Raw genomic sequence first — 20513 nt, 5'->3', positions numbered from 1 at the left:
GCGGCTACGCCTGGAGACGGCCGCCACGCCTGGAGACGGCCGCCAGGCCAGGACGCGGCCGCTACGCCAGGACGCGGCCGCTACGGCCGGGAGGGCCGGCCGTTAGGCCGCTCCCGCCCCCGTCAGCGACCGCACCTCCGTCTCCGCGTGCCGGGCCTCGTCCGGGATCTCCGCCGACGTGACCGTGCCCAGCCAGCCCGCGAGGAAGCCCAGAGGGATCGAGACCAGCCCCGGGTTCTGCAGCGGGAAGTACGAGAAGTCGGCGCCCGGGAAGAGCGAGTCGGGGCTTCCGGAGACGACGGGGGACAGCACCACCAGCACCACGGCCGGGACCAGACCGCCGTAGACGGCCCACACGGCACCCCGGGTGGTGAAGCCGCGCCAGAACAGGGAGTAGACCAGCACCGGCAGGTTCGCCGACGCGGCGACGGCGAAGGCGAGGCCCACCAGGAACGCGACATTGAGGTCGCGGGCCAGCAGACCGAGGGCGATCGCCACCACGCCGACTCCGACGGCCGCGACCCGGGCCACGGCCACCTCGCTGCGCGGCTTGCCGCCTTTGCGGCGCAGGGAGGCGTACAGGTCGTGGGCCACGGACGCCGAGGACGCGAGCGTGATCCCGGCGACCACGGCGAGGATCGTGGCGAAGGCGACCGCGGCGACGATCGCGAAGAGAACCGTTCCCCCGGTGCTTCCGGCACCGCCGCCCAGATCGAGCGCCAGCAGCGGAACCGCCGTGTTCCCGGCCGCGTTCGACCCGCGCACGGCGTCCGGACCGACGATCGCAGCCGCGCCGAACCCGAGCACGATCGTCATCAGGTAGAAGCCGCCGATCAGTCCGACCGCCCAGACGACCGAACGGCGTGCCGCACGCGCGGTGGGGACGGTGTAGAAGCGGGACAGGATGTGCGGCAGTCCCGCCGTGCCCAGGACCAGGGCCAGTCCCAGGCTGATGAGGTCGAACCGTGCCGTCCAGTCGCCGCCGTACTTCAGTCCGGGCGCCAGGAACGCCGCGCCGTGCCCGCTCCGCTCGGCCGCCGTGAGCAGCAGCCGGTTGAGATCACCGTGGAAGCGCACGAGGACCAGCGCGGTCAGCGCGATGGTGCCGCCCAGCAGCAGGACGGCCTTGACGATCTGGATCCAGGTGGTCGCCCGCATCCCTCCCCACGACACGTAGATCACCATGAGCGCCCCGACGCCGATGACGGTCCAGGCCCGCGCCGCCCCGCTCGTGCCGCCGAGCAGCAGCGCCACCAGGCTGCCCGCGCCGACCATCTGCGCCACCAGATACAGAACGGACACGGTGACCGAGGAGGTTCCCGCCGCGATGCGCACCGGCCGCTCCCGCATGCGCGCCGCCACGACGTCGGCGAGCGTGAAGCGACCGCAGTTGCGCACCAGTTCGGCGACGAAGAACAGCACCACCAGCCAGGCCACCAGGAATCCGACGACGTACAGCAGTCCGTCGTACCCGAACAGCGCGATGAGGCCGGTGACGCCCAGGAAGGAGGCGGCCGACATGTAGTCACCCGCGATGGCAAAACCATTCTCCATGGGCGTGAAGAGCCGTCCGCCCGCGTAGAACTCCTCCGCGGACCCTCGCCGGTTGCGGCCCACCCACGTGGTGATGCCCAGCGTGACCGCCACGAACGCGCTGAACAGCAGCAGTGCCAGGGTCTGTTGCTGGTCGGTCATGAGGCACCGCCGTTCGCGCCGCGGGTCAGTTCCTGGGTGTCCCAGCGCAGTTCGAGGGCCGCCCGGTCCCGCCGCAGCCGCGCGTGCCGCGCATACGCCCAGGTGAGCAGGAACGTGGTCAGGAACTGGCCGAGCCCCGCCAGCAGTGCCACGTTCACCGCGCCCGCCACGGGCCGGGCCATGAGTTCCGGCGCGGTCGTGGCCGCCACGACGTAGCCCACGTACCAGGCGAAGAACGCCGCGAAGGCGGGCACCACGAACCTGCGGTACCGCCGCCGCACTTCCTGGAAGGCCGCGCTGCGCTGCACCTCCAGATACACCTCGGCCGCCGCGACGCCGCCCTCGGCCGCCTCACGCGCGCGGGGCACCGTCACCGGGGCAGGCGCTCCGGCACCCTCCGACTCGCCCCAGCCGGAGGCAAGGGCGTCGTACCAGGGGTCGTCGTACCTCAGCCGTGCGGCCTCCTCGGCCGGGTCCGGGGCATGACCGCCGAGCCGCTCGACCGAACTCTCCTGACCAGCCCCGGCCCTGTGGGGACGGCCCTTGCTTGACTGCATGTCCAAGGATGGACAGAACGGGAAGATCCCCGACTCTTCTTCCCTCCGCGCTTCACCCCATCAGGTGACCCGTCCGGCGCGGCGCCGCACCGGTACCCCGGAAACGCCGAACGCCCGCCGGGAGTGGCACTCCCAGCGGGCGCGTAGCCCTGCGCGGCCGCTACGCGTCGATCCGCGACCGGTCCAGTGTCGCCGCCGAGTTGGAGATGAACTCCTTGCGCGGCGCCACGTCGTTGCCCATCAGCAGGTCGAAGACCTGCTCGGCCGCCTCCAGGTCGGAGAGGTTGATCCGGCGCAGCGTGCGGTGGCGCGGGTCCATGGTCGTCTCGGCCAGCTGGTCGGCGTCCATCTCACCGAGGCCCTTGTAGCGCTGGATCGAGTCCTTGTACCGGATGCCCTTGCTCTGGAACTCCATGAGCTTGTCGCGCAGCTCCCGGTCCGAGTACGTGTACACGTACTTGTCCTGGCCCTTCTTGGGCTGGACGATCTCGATCCGGTGCAGCGGCGGCACGGCGGCGAACACCCGGCCGGCCTCGACCATGGGCCGCATGTAGCGGTGGAAGAGGGTCAGCAGCAGCGTGCGGATGTGGGAGCCGTCGACGTCGGCGTCGGTCATCATGATGATCTTGCCGTAGCGCGCCGCGTCGATGTCGAAGGTCCGCCCGGAGCCGGCTCCTATGACCTGGATGATCGCGCCGCACTCGGCGTTCTTCAGCATGTCCGTGACGGACGACTTCTGGACGTTGAGGATCTTGCCGCGGATCGGCAGCAGCGCCTGGAACTCGGAGTTCCGGGCGAGCTTGGCCGTGCCGAGCGCGGAGTCGCCCTCGACGATGAACAGCTCGCTGCGGTCGACGTCGTCGCTGCGGCAGTCGGCGAGCTTCGCCGGGAGGGAGGAGGACTCCAGGGCCGTCTTGCGGCGCTGGGCGTCCTTGTGCTGCCGGGCCGCGATGCGCGTACGGGCCGCGGCGACGGCCTTCTCCATGACGACCCGGGCCTGCTGGGCGGCGTCGCGCTTCGTGGACGTCAGGAACGCCTTGAGTTCCTTGCTGATCACGGTGTTCACGATGCGGCGGGCCGCCGAGGTCCCGAGGACCTCCTTGGTCTGGCCCTCGAACTGCGGCTCGGCGAGACGCACGGTGACGACCGCGGTCAGTCCCTCCAGGGCGTCGTCCTTGACGATGTCGTCCTCGGCGACGCGCAGCAGCTTCTTGGCGCGCAGCACCTCGTTCATCGTGGCCGCCACGGCCTGCTCGAAGCCGGCGACGTGGGTGCCGCCCTTGGGGGTGGCGATGATGTTCACGAACGACTTCAGGGTCGTGTCGTACCCGGTGCCCCAGCGCATGGCGACGTCGACGTCGAGCTCGCGGGTGACCTGGGTCGGGGTCATCTGGCCGTGCTCGTCCAGTACCGGGACGGTCTCCCTGAACGTGCCCTGCCCGGAGAACCGGAGGACGTCGCAGACCGGCTTGTCGTTGGCCAGGTACTCGCAGAACTCGCTGATGCCGCCGTCGAAGCGGAAGGACTCCTCGCCCTTGCTGCCGCCCTCGCCGAGCCCGTACTCGTCCCGGACGACGATGGTCAGGCCGGGCACCAGGAAGGCGGTCTGGCGGGCACGCTGGTGCAGCGTCTCCAGGTTGAGCTTGGCGTCCTTGAGGAAGATCTGGCGGTCGGCCCAGTACCGCACGCGCGTGCCGGTGCGGGTCTTCGGGATCTTCTTCGCCTTGCGCAGGCCGCTCTTCGCCTCGAACTTCGCGTCCTGGCCGTTCCCGGCGAAGGCACCGGGGACACCGCGCCGGAAGCTGATCGCGTGCGTGTGGCCACCGCGGTCCACCTCGACGTCCAGCCGGGCGGACAGGGCGTTCACCACGGAGGCGCCGACGCCGTGCAGACCGCCGGAGGCGGCGTAGGAGCCGCCGCCGAACTTGCCGCCGGCGTGCAGCTTGGTCATGACGACCTCGACGCCGGACAGGCCGGTCTTGGGCTCGACGTCGACCGGGATGCCCCGGCCGTTGTCCCGGACCTCGACCGAGCCGTCGTCGTGGAGGATGACCTCGATGTGGTCGCAGTAACCACCGAGGGCCTCGTCGACGGAGTTGTCGATGATCTCCCAGAGGCAGTGCATCAGACCGCGGCTGTCGGTCGAGCCGATGTACATGCCAGGGCGCTTGCGCACGGCCTCGAGCCCCTCGAGGACGAGCAGGTGCCGCGCGGTGTAGTTGGAACCGTCCCGGTCTGCTCCTGCCAGCAGAGCTGTGGACGGCACGGACGTCTCGGCGGTCACGCGGTTCGCTCCTCGCTGAATTTCAGATGGGGCCCTCGTGGGTAAGGGCGCGGCTTCAGTCACCGGTGAGAGGGTACCCAGGCCTGGTAGAGCCCTTGTAACGCCACCCTCGTCGGAAACTCAGACTAGTCCACAGTCGCATGCCTGTTCGATCCCTCGATGGAGTGAAGTCCACATCACGTTCCCTTCCAGGCATGAACCATTTAGGCTCCGGGCACGTCCTCATGAACAACCGGCAACCCAGCCGGGAGGACCGACCACCGATACGACGCGAAGCCCCGTAAGACACATAGACACGCAATACGGCACATTCGCCGCCAACCGGCAGCAGACAGCCGCCTCGCAAGATTTTTTCGAGGAAAAGCCACGAGCGGGAACGTTTTGGGGCTGGTTGGATGTTGACCCTGGTACGACAGCTCGTCGAGCTAGAGAAGAGGCGACGTGACTACTGTTCTGACCCCTGCGAGCCAGTTGACGGCCGCTGATCGCTGCGACCGCTGCGGCGCCCAGGCGTACCTGCGCGTCGTCCTGCTCAGCGGCGGAGAGCTGCTCTTCTGCGCCCACCACGGGCGCAAGTTCGAGCCGGAACTCAAGAAGATCGCCGCTGAGATACAGGACGAGACGGAGCGACTCACGGCCGCTCCCGCGACCGCCTCCGAAGAAGAGCGCTGACACCTCGCGTCCGACGACGAGCCAGCCCGGCACAGGCCGGAGAGCGGGCGGCTGCCTCCCAGAGGCAGCCGCCCGTCCTCGTCCTCACCCGGCCCGCACGGACCGCGCCGGACGCCTCGCACAAACCACACAGGCCGCACGGGAGGCCTCGCGCATCCCACACAGGCCACACGGGCCGCCTCGCACAACTCACACAGGCTGCACGGGGACGCTGCACAGAGGCCGCGTCGGGCGCCTGCCGCGCTTCCGCTTGCCGCCCGCATGGAACCTTCACTTCCAGCCGAGCGTCCGCATGATGTCGGAGACCCGCATGTACACGCCGGGGCTGCCGGCCCGCCCGCAGCCGATCCCCCAGGACACGAGGCCGATCAGTCGTCCCTGAGCCACCAGCGGCCCGCCGCTGTCGCCCTGGCAGGCGTCCCGGCCCCCCTCCGGCTCCCCGGCGCACAGCATGCTCCTGGCGTCGTAGGTGCCGTCGGCCCCGCCCGGGTACGCCTCCTCGCACAGGGCGTCGGGGAGCACGCGCACCCGCGCCGCGCGCAGATCGCTGGGGTACTCCCCAGCGCCCGAGATGTCACCCCACCCGTACACCGTCGCGGCTCCTCCCGCCGCGTACGCCGGATCCCCCTCGCCCGCCATGCCGATGACCGAGTCGGCGGGAAGGGGCCGGGCCAGGGTGAGCACGGCGAAGTCCCCGTTGTTGCTCGCGCCGTCGTAGGCCGGGTTCACCCAGGCGGACCGCACGGCGATCTCCTGGCCGCCGCGGTCCGAGAGCAGATCCGTGCGGCCCGTTATGACCTTGAGGTCCTTCACCCGCTCCGGGGGCCCGCCCAGGACCGCCCGATCCATGCAGTGCGCCGCCGTGAGCACGGTCGTGCGTCCGACCACGACGCCACCGCAGAACTGTCCCGACCGCGTACCCCCGAACCGGTCACGGCTGGCCAGAGCGACCGTCCACGGGCTCTGCGACGCGTCGACCGGGAAACCCCCTATGACGACCCGGTCGACGGCCACGGACGCGGTGGAGGCCGCTGACAGGGCGGTGGCCGCGGCTGCCAGAGCCAGGGGTCGGACCAGGGCACGGACCAGTCGACGACGCATGCGCACTCCTCACTCCGTGGTGTCGGTGAGACACCCAGGGTGATCCAACCGCCGACACCCCGCACCCGCGCGACGCCCCGCTCCGCGCACGCGCCACGGGGCAGACATGGCACGCTCCACCTGCCCACCCCGCAGCCGACACGGCAAAGGCCCGGCTCCCTATGGGATCCGGGCCTTCCGCTGCTTGCGCCTCGATGCCTCGTGCCTCGACGCCTTGCGCCTCGATCAGTCGAGGTAGTCGCGCAGCACCTGCGAACGGGACGGGTGGCGCAGCTTCGACATCGTCTTGGACTCGATCTGGCGGATGCGCTCACGCGTGACGCCGTAGACCTTGCCGATCTCGTCGAGGGTCTTCGGCTGACCGTCGGTGAGACCGAAGCGCATCGAGACGACGCCCGCCTCGCGCTCGGACAGGGTGTCCAGGACGGAGTGCAGCTGCTCCTGGAGGAGCGTGAAGCTGACGGCGTCGGCCGGGACGACCGCCTCGGAGTCCTCGATGAGGTCACCGAACTCGCTGTCGCCGTCCTCACCGAGCGGGGTGTGCAGCGAGATGGGCTCGCGGCCGTACTTCTGGACCTCGATGACCTTCTCGGGGGTCATGTCGAGTTCCTTGGCCAGCTCCTCCGGGGTGGGCTCGCGGCCCAGGTCCTGGAGCATCTGGCGCTGCACGCGCGCGAGCTTGTTGATGACCTCGACCATGTGCACCGGGATACGGATGGTGCGGGCCTGGTCGGCCATGGCGCGGGTGATCGCCTGACGGATCCACCAGGTGGCGTACGTGGAGAACTTGTAGCCCTTGGTGTAGTCGAACTTCTCGACCGCGCGGATGAGACCGAGGTTGCCCTCCTGGATGAGGTCCAGGAAGAGCATGCCGCGGCCGGTGTAGCGCTTGGCCAGGGAGACCACCAGGCGGAGGTTGGCCTCCAGCAGGTGGTTCTTGGCGCGGCGGCCGTCCTCGGCGATGATCTCCAGCTCGCGCTTGAGCTTCGGCGCCAGCTTGTCGGCGTTGGCCAGCTTGTCCTCGGCGAACAGGCCCGCCTCGATGCGCTTGGCGAGCTCGACCTCCTGCTCGGCGTTGAGCAGGGGGACCTTGCCGATCTGCTTGAGGTAGTCCTTGACCGGGTCGGCGGTGGCACCGGCGGCGGCGACCTGCTGCGCGGGCGCGTCGTCCTCGTCCTCGTCGGAGAGCACGAATCCCGCGTTCTCGGTGCCCTCGGGCTCCTCGCCGGCCTTGCCGGGGGCTGCCTCCTCGAGCACCTCCTCCTCGAGGAGCTCGACGTCGTCCTTCTTGGCGCTGGTCTTCTTGGCCGCCGCCGTCTTCTTCGCGGGGGCCTTCTTCGCCGCCGTCTTCTTGGCGGTGGTCTTCTTGGCGGCCGCCTTCTTGGCGGGCGCCTCTTCCTCGGCGGCGGGCTCGGCGGCAGGCGCCGCCGGCGTGGCGGTGGCGGTTGCCTTCCTCGTGGTCACCGCCTTGGCCGCGACCGTCTTGGTGGCGGTGCGCTTGGCGGGACTCTTCGCTGCGACGCTCTTTCGGGTGCGCTTGGGCTCTGCGGCACTGACCATCAGCGTCACACCCTCTTCCTCGAGGATCTGGTTGAGGCTGCGCAGTACGTTCTTCCACTGAGTGGCCGGAATCTGGTCAGCTTCGAAGGCCCGACGCACGTCATCGCCGGCGATCTGCCCCTCAGCCTTTCCCCGCTCAATGAGCGCCATGACAGAGACGGACTCGGCGATCTCCGGCGGGAGCGTACGGGATGTGCTGGCCGACACGAACAACCTCTCGGAACGTTGGAAAACGGCTTCCGGCCCCGTCCACAGGGACAGGAGCCGACCGCCGGCTTGGGGATGGGCCGACGGCGCGGGCGGGGGCCGGGAAGATGCACAGCGCCTTCGACGGCGTCCGTATTCCCTCCGCGGCTGTCACCTCTTAGGTCATCGCGTTCTTCCCATGAGCGTTACGCCCAATCTGCGTGGCCCGAGTCACACCCCGTAAGCGAGCAAAAACGGTCAGATGAGGTCAGATGGTGTCACCTCTGGCGCCGACCCGACCGCTCCGGCGGATTCAGGGCCCCTTCGCGCCGTCGGACCCCGCAGGATCACCAAGGATCCCACGGGGTCCGACGGGAGGCGGGTCACCGGGCGGGCGATGCCACAGGAGGGGGGTGGCACACCCGGCCGCGCCGCCCGTGGAACGCGGTCAGTGCTCGCGAGGGGCGGGCACCACGCGTTCCACCTCGGGGTGGACCGTGAGCAGTTGCCGCATCGCCGCCTCGGCCCCGGCTCCGTCGCCGGTCGCGAGGGCGTCGCAGATGCGACCGTGGTGCGCCAGCGACGTCTCGTTCGGCCGGTCACAGCCGGTGACCGGACCGCCGGACACCTGGAGGGCCGCGGAGACGATCCCGGAGAGGTGCTCCAGCATGCGGTTGCCCGCGACCTGGATGAGCAGGGAGTGGAACTCGGAGTCGGCACGGGAGAAGGTGAGCGCATCACCCTGGGCCATTGCGTGCCCCATGATCTCGACCATGTCCACGAGGCGCTGCTGGACGTCCTCGCGCCCGTGTCCCGCGGCGAGGCGGGCGGCGAGGGGCTCGATCGTCCAGCGCAGCTCGCTCAGCTCGCGGCGCTGGTCGTCGCGCTGGGGCCCGAAGGCCCGCCACTCGATGATGTCCGGGTCGAGCAGGTTCCAGTCGCTGACGGGGCGCACGCGCGTGCCGACGTTCGGCCGGGCGCTGACCAGGCCCTTGGCCTCCAGGACGCGGAGCGACTCGCGCACGACGGTGCGGGAGACCTCGAAGCGCTGGCCGATCTCCTCGGGCACCAGCGGGCGGTCGGCTCCCAGGTCGCCGGAGACGATCATCTGACCCAGCTGCTGAACGAGTTGGCCGTGCAGCCCGCGCCCGCGGCTGCCCGCGGCGCGCCGGCCGACCCGGCCCAGCTCCGGGTCCCCGCCGTCCCAGGCAGGGGCCCCGACCCGGTCGACGGCGGGCGCCTCCGCGTAGGGGTAGCGGTCGAGTTCGCCCGGGCTCGTGAGGCCGGTGTCAGCGGAGCGGGCGGCGGTCATCATGGTGTGCGCAAGGGTACTCACGCTTCCTTTGTCGGCGTCGTCTCCAACTCCCTTGAGGTCTTTGGTGAAAAGCACACGAAAGGGTGATCGCTCACCCCGTCGCAATTGACGCCTTATCGGAAAGAAATGGGCGCTCTGCGGGGAGTTGTGCGCATGGCCGAACTAAGGGTTACGGACAGTCGTCACCGAAACCGGCTGCGCAGGCCGGTGAGCAGGTAGGCGCAGAGCAGGGTGGCCAGCGACAACGTCAGTGCGCCACCCACGGGTTGGGAGACCACCCGCAGTGCGGCCTCCAGGTAGCGCTCTCCCCCGAAGGGCCAGCGCGGCAGCAGGGCCTCTCGCAGCCGCATGGGCAGCCCGGCAGCGGTCCGCACGGACGGTCCGTTCAGGAGCTGGTGTACGACGGGGACGACGAGCAGGGGCACGGCGGCCACGGCGGCGAGACCGGCCGTGGTGGACCGGAAGACTCCCGCGGCCAGCACCCCGGCCCAGGCGCAGCCGACCACCAGCCCGATCCAACTCGTGGTGAGCGGCAGCCAGTCGACGGGAACCTGGGCGAGCTCCCGTCCGTAGACGAGATAGAGCACCTCGGCGTTGCAACCGACGGTGAGCACGGCCAGCGTCAGCGCGGTGACCGAGGCCACGAGCAGTTTGGCGACCAGCAGCCCCAGCCGCCGGGGCACGGTGCCGCGATCCGCCGCCAGGGCGGGGTGGCGGAACTCGTCCCCGAAGGCCAGCGCGCCCAGCAGACCCGCGCCGAGTGCCGCCGGCGGCAGCGGCAGCTCCTGCGGCCACGCGGCCAGTAGGCGCGGCTGCGGGGTGTGCCCGATGCGGGCGAGCACGACGGCTGTCACGGCCGACACGACGAGTACGACGGCCCCGGTGAGAAACCCGGTACCGATCCCGGCGGCGCGCCGGATCTCGTAGCGGAGAGGGCGGAGGGGGCTGGGGGCGGGGCGGACGGAGATGGGGGGCGGCAGAGGGGGCAGGGCGTCGAGGGTGCGCGTGACTCGGGGGGTACGGGTGCCGGGCGGGCCGGCGGTGCGGGGGGTCTGGGCGTTGAGCGCGTGGGTGGTCTGGGGGTCGAGCGGGCGGGAGGGCTGGGAGTCGAGGGCGTGGATGGTCTGGGGGTCGAGCGGGCGGGGGGCCTGGGGGTCGGGCGCGTGGGTGGTCCGGGGTGCGAGTTGCTCGGTAGCGCGGGTATCGGGCGTTCCGGCGGCGCTGACGGAGTCGGCGGGGGGCGTGTGGGTCGAACGGGCCCTGTGAGGATCCAGCGTGCCGGTGGGGCGGGGGCCGGAGGTGGGCGTGGCGCCGGCTCCGGTGGAGCTCGGCGGTCGAGGGCCCGAGCTGTCGGCCGGGACGGCGTCCGAGTGCGCCTCGGGCCTGCCGACATGCTGATCCGACCCGGCAGCGGCAGGAACGATCCGCTCCTCAGCCCCTGACTCCTGGGTCTCCGTCGCGGGGAGCGGGTCGAGTGTGGGGTGCGGGCCGAGCGTGGGGGGCCGCTCGGCGACGACCACGACGGGCTGTGTGGCTGCACGGCGCGGCACAGCCGGGGCGGCTCCGGCACCGGGCCCCATGTCGCCGATCTCGTCGGCGAGTTGGTGCACCAGGATGCCGTGGCGGAATGCGATCTCCCCGACTTCCGCGCAGGTACTGCCGTACACGGACAGGCGGTTGCCTCCCTCGCGTACGACTTCGACGGAGCGCTGCGCGGTGCGGGCCTGTTTGGTCAGGAGGGCGGCGAGACGGGCCGCGTGCGGGCTGCGCACGGCGACCCGGGGGCGCAGCCTGGTCCGGGAGAACTCCGCCGCCTCCTGATCGGCCACGAGTCTGCCCTGCTCCAGGGTGACGACGCGGTCGGCGGTGCGGGCGGCCTCTTTGGGGTCGGCCGTGGTGAACAGGACGGTGCCACCCTGGGCGGCGTAGGCCCGCAGCATGCCGTGCAGCCAGTTGCTCTCTCGTGCGGAGAGCCCGTCGGCGGGGTCGTCGAGGACGAGGGTGTGCGGGTCGGCCAGGAGGACGCAGGCCAGGCCGAGTCGGCGGTCCATGCCCCGCGAGAGGGTGCCGAGACGTTCCTCGCGCAGGCTCACGAGCCCGACCGCTTCGAGGACTTCGTCGGCCCGCCGCACCGGCACCCCCGCCGCGGCGCACAGCATCCGGAGATGACCGCGAACCGTCCGGGCGGGGTGACCCGGTACGTCCCCGAGCAGGACGCCGACTTCACGTGAGGGGTGGGCGATGCGATGCAGTGGCCGCCCCCGGAAGTGCGTGATTCCACGGCCCTGTTGGAGTTCGAGCATGAGTCTGAGGACCGTTGTCTTCCCGGCGCCCGGCGCACCGAGCAGCGCGGTGACTCGGCCCGCTCGCGCCTGGAAGGAGACGTCGTCGGCCGCGGGCGGGAGCTCTTTGCGGGGGTTGCTGGTCAGTCCGTAGGCCTCGATCACCCGCAGCAAGATAGCGCGCTATGTCCGTTTTTTCGGGCATCCGGCAGCCCCTCGCATGGTCCGGCCCGGCCTGCCGCTCCACTTCGCCCGGGCCAGGGACGGCTCTCGCTCGGAGGCACGACGTGGGCCGCGCCCTCGGTCACACCTCGGGGCGCAGCATCGGGGGGTTGAGCAGAGTCGCCCCTCCGGCACGGAACAGCTGCGCGGGGCGGCCGCCCTGGCGGGTGGTCGTCCCGCCGGTGGGGACGAGGAAACCCGGTGTGCCCGTCACCTTGCGGTGGAAGTTGCGCGGGTCCAGCGCCACGCCCCACACCGCCTCATAGACACGGCGCAGCTCCCCGACCGTGAACTCGGGCGGGCAGAACGCCGTCGCCAGCGACGAGTACTCGATCTTGGAGCGGGCACGTTCGACCCCGTCCGCCAGGATCTGCGCGTGGTCGAATGCCAGTGGCGCGACCGGCTCGGCGTCCCGTCCGTATCCGCCCTGCTGCAGCAGTTCCTCGACCGGCGCCCAGCGTGCGTTGCTGGCATCACCACCTGCCCTCGGCGCGGGCAGGTCGGGTGCGAGGGCGAGGTGGGCGACGCTGACGACCCGCATCCGGGGGTCGCGCTTGGGGTCGCCGTAGGTGGCGAGCTGCTCCAGATGAGCGCCGTTGTCCTGAGCGGGGACAGCCGGGTCGTGGACACGCAGCCCGGTCTCCTCCGCCAGTTCGCGCGCCGCAGCCTGTGCCAGGTCCTCGTCGGCCCGCACGAAACCGCCGGGGAGCGCCCATCGCCCCTGGAACGGCGGTTCGCCCCTGCGTACCGCCAGCGCACACAGGGCATGGCGGCGCACGGTCAGCACGACCAGGTCCACGGTGACGGCGAAGGGCGGAAACGCTGACGGGTCGTAGGGCATGCCGCGATCATAGTCGTCTGCCTGACGATAAACACTCCCTTCGCCGATCGCTTCGCTTACTGATCCACTATTGGTTCCTTACTGATCCACTCGGGTCCACAACGGGCTCGGCTGTCTGTGCCCGCGAGTCCGAAGATGACAGGTCGTGCCAGGTCACACGCCCAGTTGCAGTCCGTCGGCCGCCTCTTCGACCATGGCGAGGCCCAGTCGGCCGACCCGCACGGAGAACGGTGCACCGGCCACGCGCAGTCCGGTGAAGCCGATCTCGCCGAGGGGGGCGCTTCGCACGGGACTCAGGGTGACCGTCCCGGCCGGGGCGTCGGGGCGGATGCCGGCGAGGGTGGTCAGCAGCAGGACCCCGGCGGCCGCGGCGGTGGCCGCGGGGCGGCAGGCCGCGGGGTGCGGGAGGGGGGTGCCGCCTTCCGTGCGCTGCTCCCCCGCGTACATCTCGGGCAGACGGTGGTCGAAGGACGCGGCTGCCGCGAGGACGCCGCGCAGCAGCGCACTCGCCTCCTTCTCGTACCCCGCGGCGGCCAGCCCCGCGACGGCGAGTGCCGTCTCCTGGACCCGCACGGCTCCGGCGCGGTGCCCGAACGGGTTGAAACACGGTTCCTTCGCGCCGAGTCCGCGCAGGCCCCAGCCCGAGTCCATGACCGGGCTGCCGAGGAGCCGGGCGAGGTGCTCGGTCTGCACTTTGTCGAGCAGTGCCGGGGCCATGGCTCCTCCGCCCAGGAGGCCGGTATCGAGGAGGTGGGCTGCGGCCGAGCTCAGGTGTGGCACGGGTCTGCCGTCCGGAGCGCGGGCCACCGCGGGCCTTCCGCCTCCCAGGTCGTCCACCCAGAAGTCCTTCCGGAACGCGGTCCGTGACGCCTGTGCCCACTGCCGAAGTCCCTCCCCGCCCGGGCGTCCGCAGGCGTCGAGCAGGTCGGCACCGAGCAGCGCGGCACGGTGCGCGTGTGCCTGGGTCTCACAGCGGGTGAGACCGCCCGGGTGCGGGTCGCGCAGGTACGGGTCGTCGCCCGCGGTGGCCAGCAACCAGGTCAGACACCGTTCGGCGGCGGGCAGCAGGGCCTCCGTCTCCTGATCCGGGAGGCCCCAGCGGCGGGCCTCGGCGAGCAGGGCCGGGAAGAGCAGCGTGGCCTCGGTGCCGGTGCACTGCGGCGGGAGGAGCGGACCGGCGTCCCGTCGTGGGCCGGGGATCATCCCGAAGTGCCGTCCAGGGGCGATGAGTTGGGTACGAGCGAGGATCCGGAGCGTCCCTGCGGCCAGACCGGTGCCGAGGGGAAGGGCCATGCGGGCGGCGACGAGCGCGTCGGCCGGGGCCAGACCACAGCGCCAGGGAGCCCCTGCCGCGAGATGGGTGTCGGCGGGATGGGCGGAGTCCCGCAGCAGGAGGGCCTGGAGGTCCTCGATGCTCGTCCGCAGCAGGGCGGCGGCCGTGGGATCGTCGCCTTCCGCGCGGGCCGCGGCCAGAGGGCTGGTCGCCACGCGGCCCACGGCCCGGAGGGGACCGGCACCGTCCGGCCGCACCCGCAGTTCCACGCTTCTGCTGCCGCCCGGCGGCAGGTTCAGTTCCCAGCGCAGCAGCCCGGCCGAGGCGAGCGCGTCCGAGGGAGGCGGTGCGGCCGTGACGGACGCGTTGCCGGTGGCGCTGGACCAGCGCAGGCCGGAGTCGTGGACGCTGGCGGGAAGTTCGGGACCGGCCTTACCGGAGGCGATCGCCCCGAGATCGGCGAGGTCCGTGCCCAGGGCCACCTCGACCGGCAGCCGCAGCGGACGGGAAGCCGCGCTGTGCAGCGTGATCCGCTCGGTGCCGTCCGCGTAGCGGTTGCGTTCCACGACGACGTCCGGGTCCGGCCCCGCCTGTGGGGACGTGCGGAGCGTGCCCACGAAGCGGGCGCGGTCGGCGGCGATCATGCGGGACTGCACCGCGAGGGGCTCTCGCCCGGCCACCCGGATCTCGCACCGTGAGAGCACACGTCGGCCGGCACGGTAGAAGCCCTCCAGTCCGCTCCCGGTCAGCTGCCCTTCCTCCCTCGACGAGATGGCCAGGCCGGGAAGGGCGACACAGATCATCACCGCGTGGGCGGGCGGCAGGTCGGCGGACCAGCGCAGTCCGGGAATCGTGGCCCCACGGGGAGGTGGTGGGGGCGCCTGACCCGTGGCCCCGCGGCGCAGCGGTGGGGACGCCTGTCCGGTGGGGGTCGGGGCGCGGCCCTGGGCCGACGGTGAGCCGGGGACGGCACCGCCCGGGAGTCGGGGTCCGAAGCCGTCGAGTGGGGCCGCTGAGCGTGGGGGCGCGGCGGTGTCACTCGGCGAGAGCGCGCCCGGCCCCGGCCCCTGGCTCGGCGCTCCCGGTGCTGGTCCTCCCAGTGCTGGTCCTCCCGGCGCTGGATTTGGCTCTGGCCGTGGATTTGGCTCTGGCTCTGGCCAGGGCACAGCCTCACACGTGGGCGCGAGCTCCAGCTCGTGTTCGGGTTCGGGTTCGGCGGATGTCGAAGGCACGCCCAGGAAGGGACCGTCGTCGGCGGCGGAGGGCGGAGTCGGCTGGTGCATGGGAAGGCTTCCTCTGCGCTCTGTGCGCCTCGATCGGGTTCGGCGCCGAAGGGCTCCGACGGGGCAGGGGCAGTGCGGCGTCACAGCCGGTCCGGGCGCTCCGCCACTCAGGTGAACGGTGGGGACGTCGTCGGAGTCACGCCCCGACCCTTGCCCCTTGCCCGCCCGGACCCCCCGGACCGCTCGGAGCGTCCGGACCACTCGGAGCATCCGGACCGCTCGGACCGCCACGCCCGCCCGGGCACTCACTCGTCCCCCTCCACCGTTGGGCCGGGACGGGTGCCGTCCTGTCCCGTGTCCTGGCTGGGCAGGACCGCCTTGTGCACCCCACGCGCACGTGTGCTGCCGGTACGCGTGGCCCCCGGCCGCCCGGAGTTCGGTGATGCCGCGCGGCCCGGGCGCGTGGCGGCTTCGGCAGCACCGGCAGGGCGTGCGGGAGCCGTGGGCGTATGCCGGTGGGACGTCCGCGGGCTCGGATCACGGTCGGTTGCGCGGGTACGTCCGGGGGTCCCTCCGGCGAGCCGGGGGCGGCGCCGGCGAGCGGTAGCCGTCGCGGGCGCGGGTTCCGAGTCGGCCCCTTGCGGCGCTTCGCCGGTCTCCGCGGTGACCGACTCGACCGCTGAAGCCCCCGAGCTTGCCTCCCGCCCTCGCAAGTCCTCCGCCCTGACATCCGCCCCGGCGGCCACCGCCCGTCCCCGCCCGGCGCGCTCCGCTCGCAGGCAGCGGCGGATGGACTCCGGCTCCAGCCCTTCGTTGCAGGCCTGGTGCAGGAGCCGGGCGAAGAGATAGTCGGGGTCCGCGGCCAGGGCCATGGCGAGGGCTTCCCGTGCCTCCAGTTCGTCGCCGGTGGACCATGCCACCCAGCCGGCCAGGGTGAGCGGTGCGGCGGCGTGTTCGCCGTAGGGTCCGACGCAGCGGCGGGCGAGGGTCCGCCAGAGGCGCAGGGCGCGTGCGGCCTCGTCACCCTCCATCCACTCGGCGGCGCGGTCACGGGTCGAGCGGTCCTGGAGGCCGAGGATCAGCCGGGCGGCCTCGTCGTGCCCGATCAGTTCGTCGTCGCGTAGGTCCGCAAGGAGCATGCCGGAGACGGGCTCCGTCCCGGCCAGGCGGTCCAGCATCCGCTCGGCGAGGTCGAGTGTCTCGTCGGCGACCTCGGTGCGGCCGGCGTCGTCCAGGATGCGCGGGACGAGCGCCATGCTCGCGGCGTCCAGAGCGGCCTCCTGCTGCAGGGCGCTCGCCGTTTCCCAGGGCTGCAGGCGGGCCCGCAGTTCCTTCAGCGTGCCGCGGACCTGGATTCCGGCGTAGGCGGCAGCGGCGGCGAGCACCGATGTGCCGGGCAGGCCCATGGGCGCTCCCTCGGGCGAGCAGCAGACCGGGTTGTCACAGCAGTACGACCAGTAGCGTCCTTCCGAGATGCACAGGGCCTCGACCACGACCACGTCGAGCGAACCGCACTCGACGCGCAGCCTCTGGGCCAGGGGCCTGAGCCGCTCCATGACCTGGCGGCCGGTCAGGCCCTTCTCCGGCTCCTGGCACAGGAAGGCGACCATCGACTCGGGCCGGGCTCCTCTGCGCTCGCTGCCCTTCACCAGGCCGTGGGCCAGTTGCCGGGCGGCGGACGGCCAGTCGTCCTCATGGGCGGGGATACCGAGCCGGGCCCGGCCCCCGAACCGTCCGTGGCCGTCCTTGTCGTGCAGGGCGACGAGGACGATGCTGTCCTCCGGTCGGTACCCGAGCAGATAGGGCAGGGCGTCGGCCAGTTCCGCCGGCGTGCGCAGGGTGACCTGGTGCTCGGCGCCGTGACCTCCGTACGCCTGGCCGGGGAGGCGCGGCCCTGCGCCGTCGCCCGCCCGCATCTCCTGCCCGTCTCCCCGTGCGCCCGCCGCGTGCGCGGAGTGTGTCCCGGACGCGCCGATGTCGCCGTTTTCGGAGGATCCAGTGGTTTCGCCGTGGTTCGTCATGCGAAGACGATCTCGCGGAATTCAAAGCTCCGCTTTGTCCTGTGGATAACTTCAAGCAGGGACACGTCACCCAGGCCGGCGCGGTGACCGCTGTCCACAGGCACCGCGCCGACTGTCACCGCCGTCCTGTTGTATGGAACGCATGGAGCACACGAGCAACGCGGATCTCCGGGCGGCGGCCGACGCCGTCCTCACCCGTCTCGTCGGGGACGCATCAGGAGCGGCCCGGCTGCGCGAGGACCAGTGGCGGGCGATCGAGGCGCTGGTCGCCGACAGGCGCCGCGCCCTGGTCGTCCAGCGGACGGGCTGGGGCAAGTCCGCGGTGTACTTCGTGGCGACCTCGCTGCTGCGGGCGCGAGGCAGCGGTCCGACGGTGATCGTGTCCCCGCTGCTCGCCCTCATGCGGAACCAGGTCGAGGCGGCGGCCCGCGCCGGCATCCACGCCCGCACGATCAACTCGTCCAACACCGAGGAGTGGGAGGCCGTCCAGGCAGAGATCGCCGCGGGTGAGGTCGACGTCCTGCTGGTCAGTCCCGAGCGGCTCAACAACCCGGATTTCCGGGACCAGGTGCTGCCCAGGCTCGCGGCCGCCACCGGACTGCTGGTGGTGGACGAGGCGCACTGCATCTCCGACTGGGGCCACGACTTCCGGCCGGACTACCGCCGGCTGCGCACGATGCTCGCCGACCTGCCGCCCGGGGTGCCGGTCCTCGCCACCACCGCCACGGCGAACGCTCGCGTGACGGCCGACGTCGCGGAGCAGCTCGGCACCGGTGGCGGCTCGGACGCCCTCGTGCTGCGGGGTCCACTGGACCGGGACAGCCTGAGCCTGAACGTGCTGCGGCTACCGGACGCCGCGCACCGGATGGCGTGGCTCGCCGAGCATCTCGACGCCCTGCCGGGGTCGGGGATCATCTACACGCTCACGGTGGCCGCCGCGGAGGAGGTCACGGCCTTCCTGCGGCAGCGCGGGCACACGGTCGCCTCCTACACGGGCAAGACGGAGAACGCCGATCGCCAGCAGGCCGAAGAGGATCTGCTCGCCAACAAGGTGAAGGCGCTGGTCGCCACCTCCGCGCTCGGCATGGGCTTCGACAAGCCCGACCTGGGTTTCGTGGTGCACCTCGGTTCGCCCTCCTCCCCCATCGCCTACTACCAGCAGGTGGGACGCGCGGGACGCGGGGTCGAGCACGCCGAGGTACTCCTGCTGCCGGGGAAGGAGGACGAGGCGATCTGGAAGTACTTCGCGTCGCTCGCCTTCCCGTCGGAGGATCTGGTGCGCCGCACGCTCGACGTCCTCGCCCGCGCGGAGAAGCCGTTGTCGCTGCCCGCCCTGGAGCCCCTGGTCGAACTGCGCCGCTCCCGCCTGGAGACGATGCTCAAGGTCCTGGACGTGGACGGCGCGGTCAAGCGGGTCAAGGGAGGCTGGATCGCGACAGGGCAGCCCTGGGTCTACGACGCCGAGCGCTACGCGTGGGTGGCGCGGCAGCGCGAGGCCGAGCAGCAGGCCATGCGCGCGTACGCGTCGACGACCGACTGCCGCATGGAGTTCCTCCAGCGCCAGCTGGACGACGAGGCCGCGAAACCGTGCGGCCGCTGTGACAACTGCGCGGGACCGCGCTTCACCGCCGATACGTCCGTGGAGGCGCTCGACGCCGCGCGCGTGGACCTGGGTCGCGCGGGTGTGGAGGTGGAACCGCGCCGGATGTGGCCGACCGGTCTGCCGGCGATCGGAGTGGACCTCAAGGGACGCATCCCGGCCGGCGAACAGGCCGCGCCGGGACGGGCTTTGGGGCGTCTGTCCGACATCGGCTGGGGCAACCGGCTCCGGCCCCTGCTCGCGCCCCAGGCACCCGACGAGCCGGTACCGGACGACGTGTCGAAAGCCGTGGTGGACGTGCTGGCCGACTGGGCCAGAGGCCCCGGCGGCTGGGCCTCCGGATCCTCGGACGCCCCGCCGCGTCCGGTCGGCGTGGTCACCGTGGCGTCCCGCACCCGGCCCCGGCTGATCCACTCCCTGGGAGCCCGCATCGCGGAGGTCGGCCGGCTGCCGCTGCTGGGGGCGGTTGAGTACACAGGTGAAACACATCCGGGTCCCCGCAGCAACAGCGCCCAGCGGCTGAAGGCACTCGACGGGACGCTGACCGTGCCGCACGCCCTGGCCGCCGTCCTCGCCGAGGCCCAAGGCCCGGTCCTCCTGGTGGACGACTACACGGAGACCGGATGGACCCTGGCAGTCGCCGCCCGCCTGCTCCGGCGGTCCGGGGCGCAGGGGGTGTTGCCGCTGGTGCTGGCCGTCCAGGGCTGACGGCCCTCCGCCGGTCACCCGCCCTGCGGGCGCGCGCACAAGGCGGGTCCCGCGCCTCCTCGCGCACGCCTCTGGACGCCACCCGCCCCCGTGGCGTACGAACGTGTCGTGCTCGAACGCCCCATGGGTGGCTCGACGACACACGGGGTGGGGATATTAGCCGCGCATCATCTGATAACGGTCGGCTGCCTCAATTGCTCGTTGCCGCATTCAAGTTCGACAGGAAGAATTGAGGTCCGCTCCCCGCACGGCTCGTCCGCCGCCCGGTAGGGCTTCCCTGCGGTGCGCGCTCCCAGGAATCCGACCCCGCCCGCAGTGTGGGCGCGTAGCCGAAGGGAGGACCGTGACCTTCGGATTCGCTCCGGCCTCGGCAGCGGCGTCGACATCCGCCGCTTCCGCCAACCGCCTGCTCGAACCCGCGGAATGGGCCGCTGCGGGGATCCCCCTGCTGCGCAGCCCCCGCGAGGTGGTCAGCGGACTGCACGCCCGGCATCATCCGCAGCCGGCGACCGCCGTCATCGCCGTGCTCGACCCGGACGAGCGGCTGCGGGCGAGCGCCTCCTTCGTCCGCCGTCCGGCCCCGGCCGACGGCTGGATGTTCCGCAACGTGCTGCTGGCGCAGTTGCGCCGCATCATCCCGCACGACCTGCGGCGCCGCACACCGGTGCGCACCGCGGTGCTGCTCTACTGCCGTGAGGGCGACGCGCGTTGGACGGAGGAGGACGGTGCGTGGATGTGGGGCCTGCGGGACGCCTGCACCCTGCACGGGCTGCGGTGCGGGGCGTACATCACGCTGACCCGTGACGGCTGGCAGGTCCTGGGCGAGGACCGTGGCGGACGCCGCCCGCACTCCGCCTCGGCGCCGGAGCCGTTCGCCACGTCGGAGGCGCCGCCACCGCAGCCGCGTACCGGTGGCGCGGCCTCCGAGATACTGCGCCGCGCAGCGGCGGCTCGCTGAGGCCCCGCCCGAGCA

Annotated in this window: 13 protein-coding genes; 3 read left to right on the top strand and 10 right to left on the bottom strand. The window is 72.0% G+C overall.

Going from position 1 to position 20513, the window contains the following annotated elements:
* Positions 1-102 precede the first annotated feature (102 nt).
* The 3 genes from ACIGAQ_RS00405 to ACIGAQ_RS00395 all read right to left on the bottom strand — a co-directional run bounded on the left by ACIGAQ_RS00405 (position 103) and on the right by ACIGAQ_RS00395 (position 4536).
* Positions 103-1695 (bottom strand): cation acetate symporter, encoded by a 1593-nt coding sequence (locus ACIGAQ_RS00405; protein ID WP_399778042.1) that lies wholly within the window; start codon positions 1693-1695, stop codon positions 103-105.
* Complete coding sequence (locus ACIGAQ_RS00400) at positions 1692-2252, bottom strand: DUF485 domain-containing protein (protein WP_399778040.1); 561 nt, start codon at positions 2250-2252, stop codon at positions 1692-1694. Before ACIGAQ_RS00400 ends, ACIGAQ_RS00405 begins: the two co-directional genes overlap by 4 nt.
* A gap of 160 nt (positions 2253-2412) precedes the next feature.
* Entirely contained in the window at positions 2413-4536 is a 2124-nt protein-coding gene (locus ACIGAQ_RS00395; protein ID WP_311683367.1) for a DNA topoisomerase IV subunit B, read from the bottom strand.
* Positions 4537-4977: 441 nt separating this feature from the next.
* On the opposite strand from ACIGAQ_RS00395, the gene ACIGAQ_RS00390 reads away from it, so the two are divergent.
* Positions 4978-5208 (top strand): hypothetical protein, encoded by a 231-nt coding sequence (locus ACIGAQ_RS00390; protein WP_094053871.1) that lies wholly within the window; start codon positions 4978-4980, stop codon positions 5206-5208.
* 270 nt (positions 5209-5478) lie between these two features.
* Here the strand turns inward: ACIGAQ_RS00390 and ACIGAQ_RS00385 are convergent, their stop codons facing one another.
* The 7 genes from ACIGAQ_RS00385 to ACIGAQ_RS00355 all read right to left on the bottom strand — a co-directional run bounded on the left by ACIGAQ_RS00385 (position 5479) and on the right by ACIGAQ_RS00355 (position 17232).
* Complete coding sequence (locus ACIGAQ_RS00385; protein ID WP_399778038.1) at positions 5479-6309, bottom strand: S1 family serine peptidase; 831 nt, start codon at positions 6307-6309, stop codon at positions 5479-5481.
* A 225-nt stretch (positions 6310-6534) separates the two neighbouring features.
* On the bottom strand, positions 6535-8076 hold the full coding sequence (locus ACIGAQ_RS00380; RefSeq protein ID WP_311683372.1) for an RNA polymerase sigma factor: 1542 nt from the start codon (positions 8074-8076) through the stop codon (positions 6535-6537).
* Positions 8077-8503: 427 nt separating this feature from the next.
* Positions 8504-9391 carry a FadR/GntR family transcriptional regulator gene (locus ACIGAQ_RS00375; protein ID WP_311683374.1) on the bottom strand — a complete coding sequence of 296 codons (888 nt, stop codon included), beginning with the start codon at positions 9389-9391 and terminating at the stop codon, positions 8504-8506.
* Positions 9392-9552: 161 nt separating this feature from the next.
* Positions 9553-11817: an ATP-binding cassette domain-containing protein gene (locus tag ACIGAQ_RS00370; RefSeq protein ID WP_399778036.1), complete on the bottom strand. Its 2265-nt coding sequence runs from the start codon at positions 11815-11817 to the stop codon at positions 9553-9555.
* 139 nt (positions 11818-11956) lie between these two features.
* Positions 11957-12715: an NUDIX domain-containing protein gene (locus ACIGAQ_RS00365; protein ID WP_184589838.1), complete on the bottom strand. Its 759-nt coding sequence runs from the start codon at positions 12713-12715 to the stop codon at positions 11957-11959.
* Positions 12716-12868: 153 nt separating this feature from the next.
* On the bottom strand, positions 12869-14791 hold the full coding sequence (locus ACIGAQ_RS00360; protein WP_399778034.1) for a glycogen debranching N-terminal domain-containing protein: 1923 nt from the start codon (positions 14789-14791) through the stop codon (positions 12869-12871).
* Between the two features lie 725 nt (positions 14792-15516).
* On the bottom strand, positions 15517-17232 hold the full coding sequence (locus tag ACIGAQ_RS00355) for a DUF4192 domain-containing protein (protein WP_399778032.1): 1716 nt from the start codon (positions 17230-17232) through the stop codon (positions 15517-15519).
* 142 nt (positions 17233-17374) lie between these two features.
* Here ACIGAQ_RS00355 and ACIGAQ_RS00350 point away from each other — a divergent pair, with 142 nt between their 5' ends.
* The gene (locus tag ACIGAQ_RS00350; RefSeq protein ID WP_399778030.1) at positions 17375-19540 is read left to right on the top strand and encodes a RecQ family ATP-dependent DNA helicase; all 2166 of its coding nucleotides are present in this window, start codon (positions 17375-17377) and stop codon (positions 19538-19540) included.
* Positions 19541-19883: 343 nt separating this feature from the next.
* The gene (locus ACIGAQ_RS00345) at positions 19884-20498 is read left to right on the top strand and encodes a hypothetical protein (RefSeq protein WP_311688392.1); all 615 of its coding nucleotides are present in this window, start codon (positions 19884-19886) and stop codon (positions 20496-20498) included.
* Positions 20499-20513: the final 15 nt, after the last annotated feature.

The organism is Streptomyces sp. NPDC085932 (assembly GCF_044540525.1).
In the GTDB taxonomy this organism is placed as follows: Bacteria; Actinomycetota; Actinomycetes; order Streptomycetales; family Streptomycetaceae; genus Streptomyces; species Streptomyces levis.
Note: the sequence above shows the minus strand (reverse complement) of the source record. Positions and strands in the feature narration are given on the sequence as shown.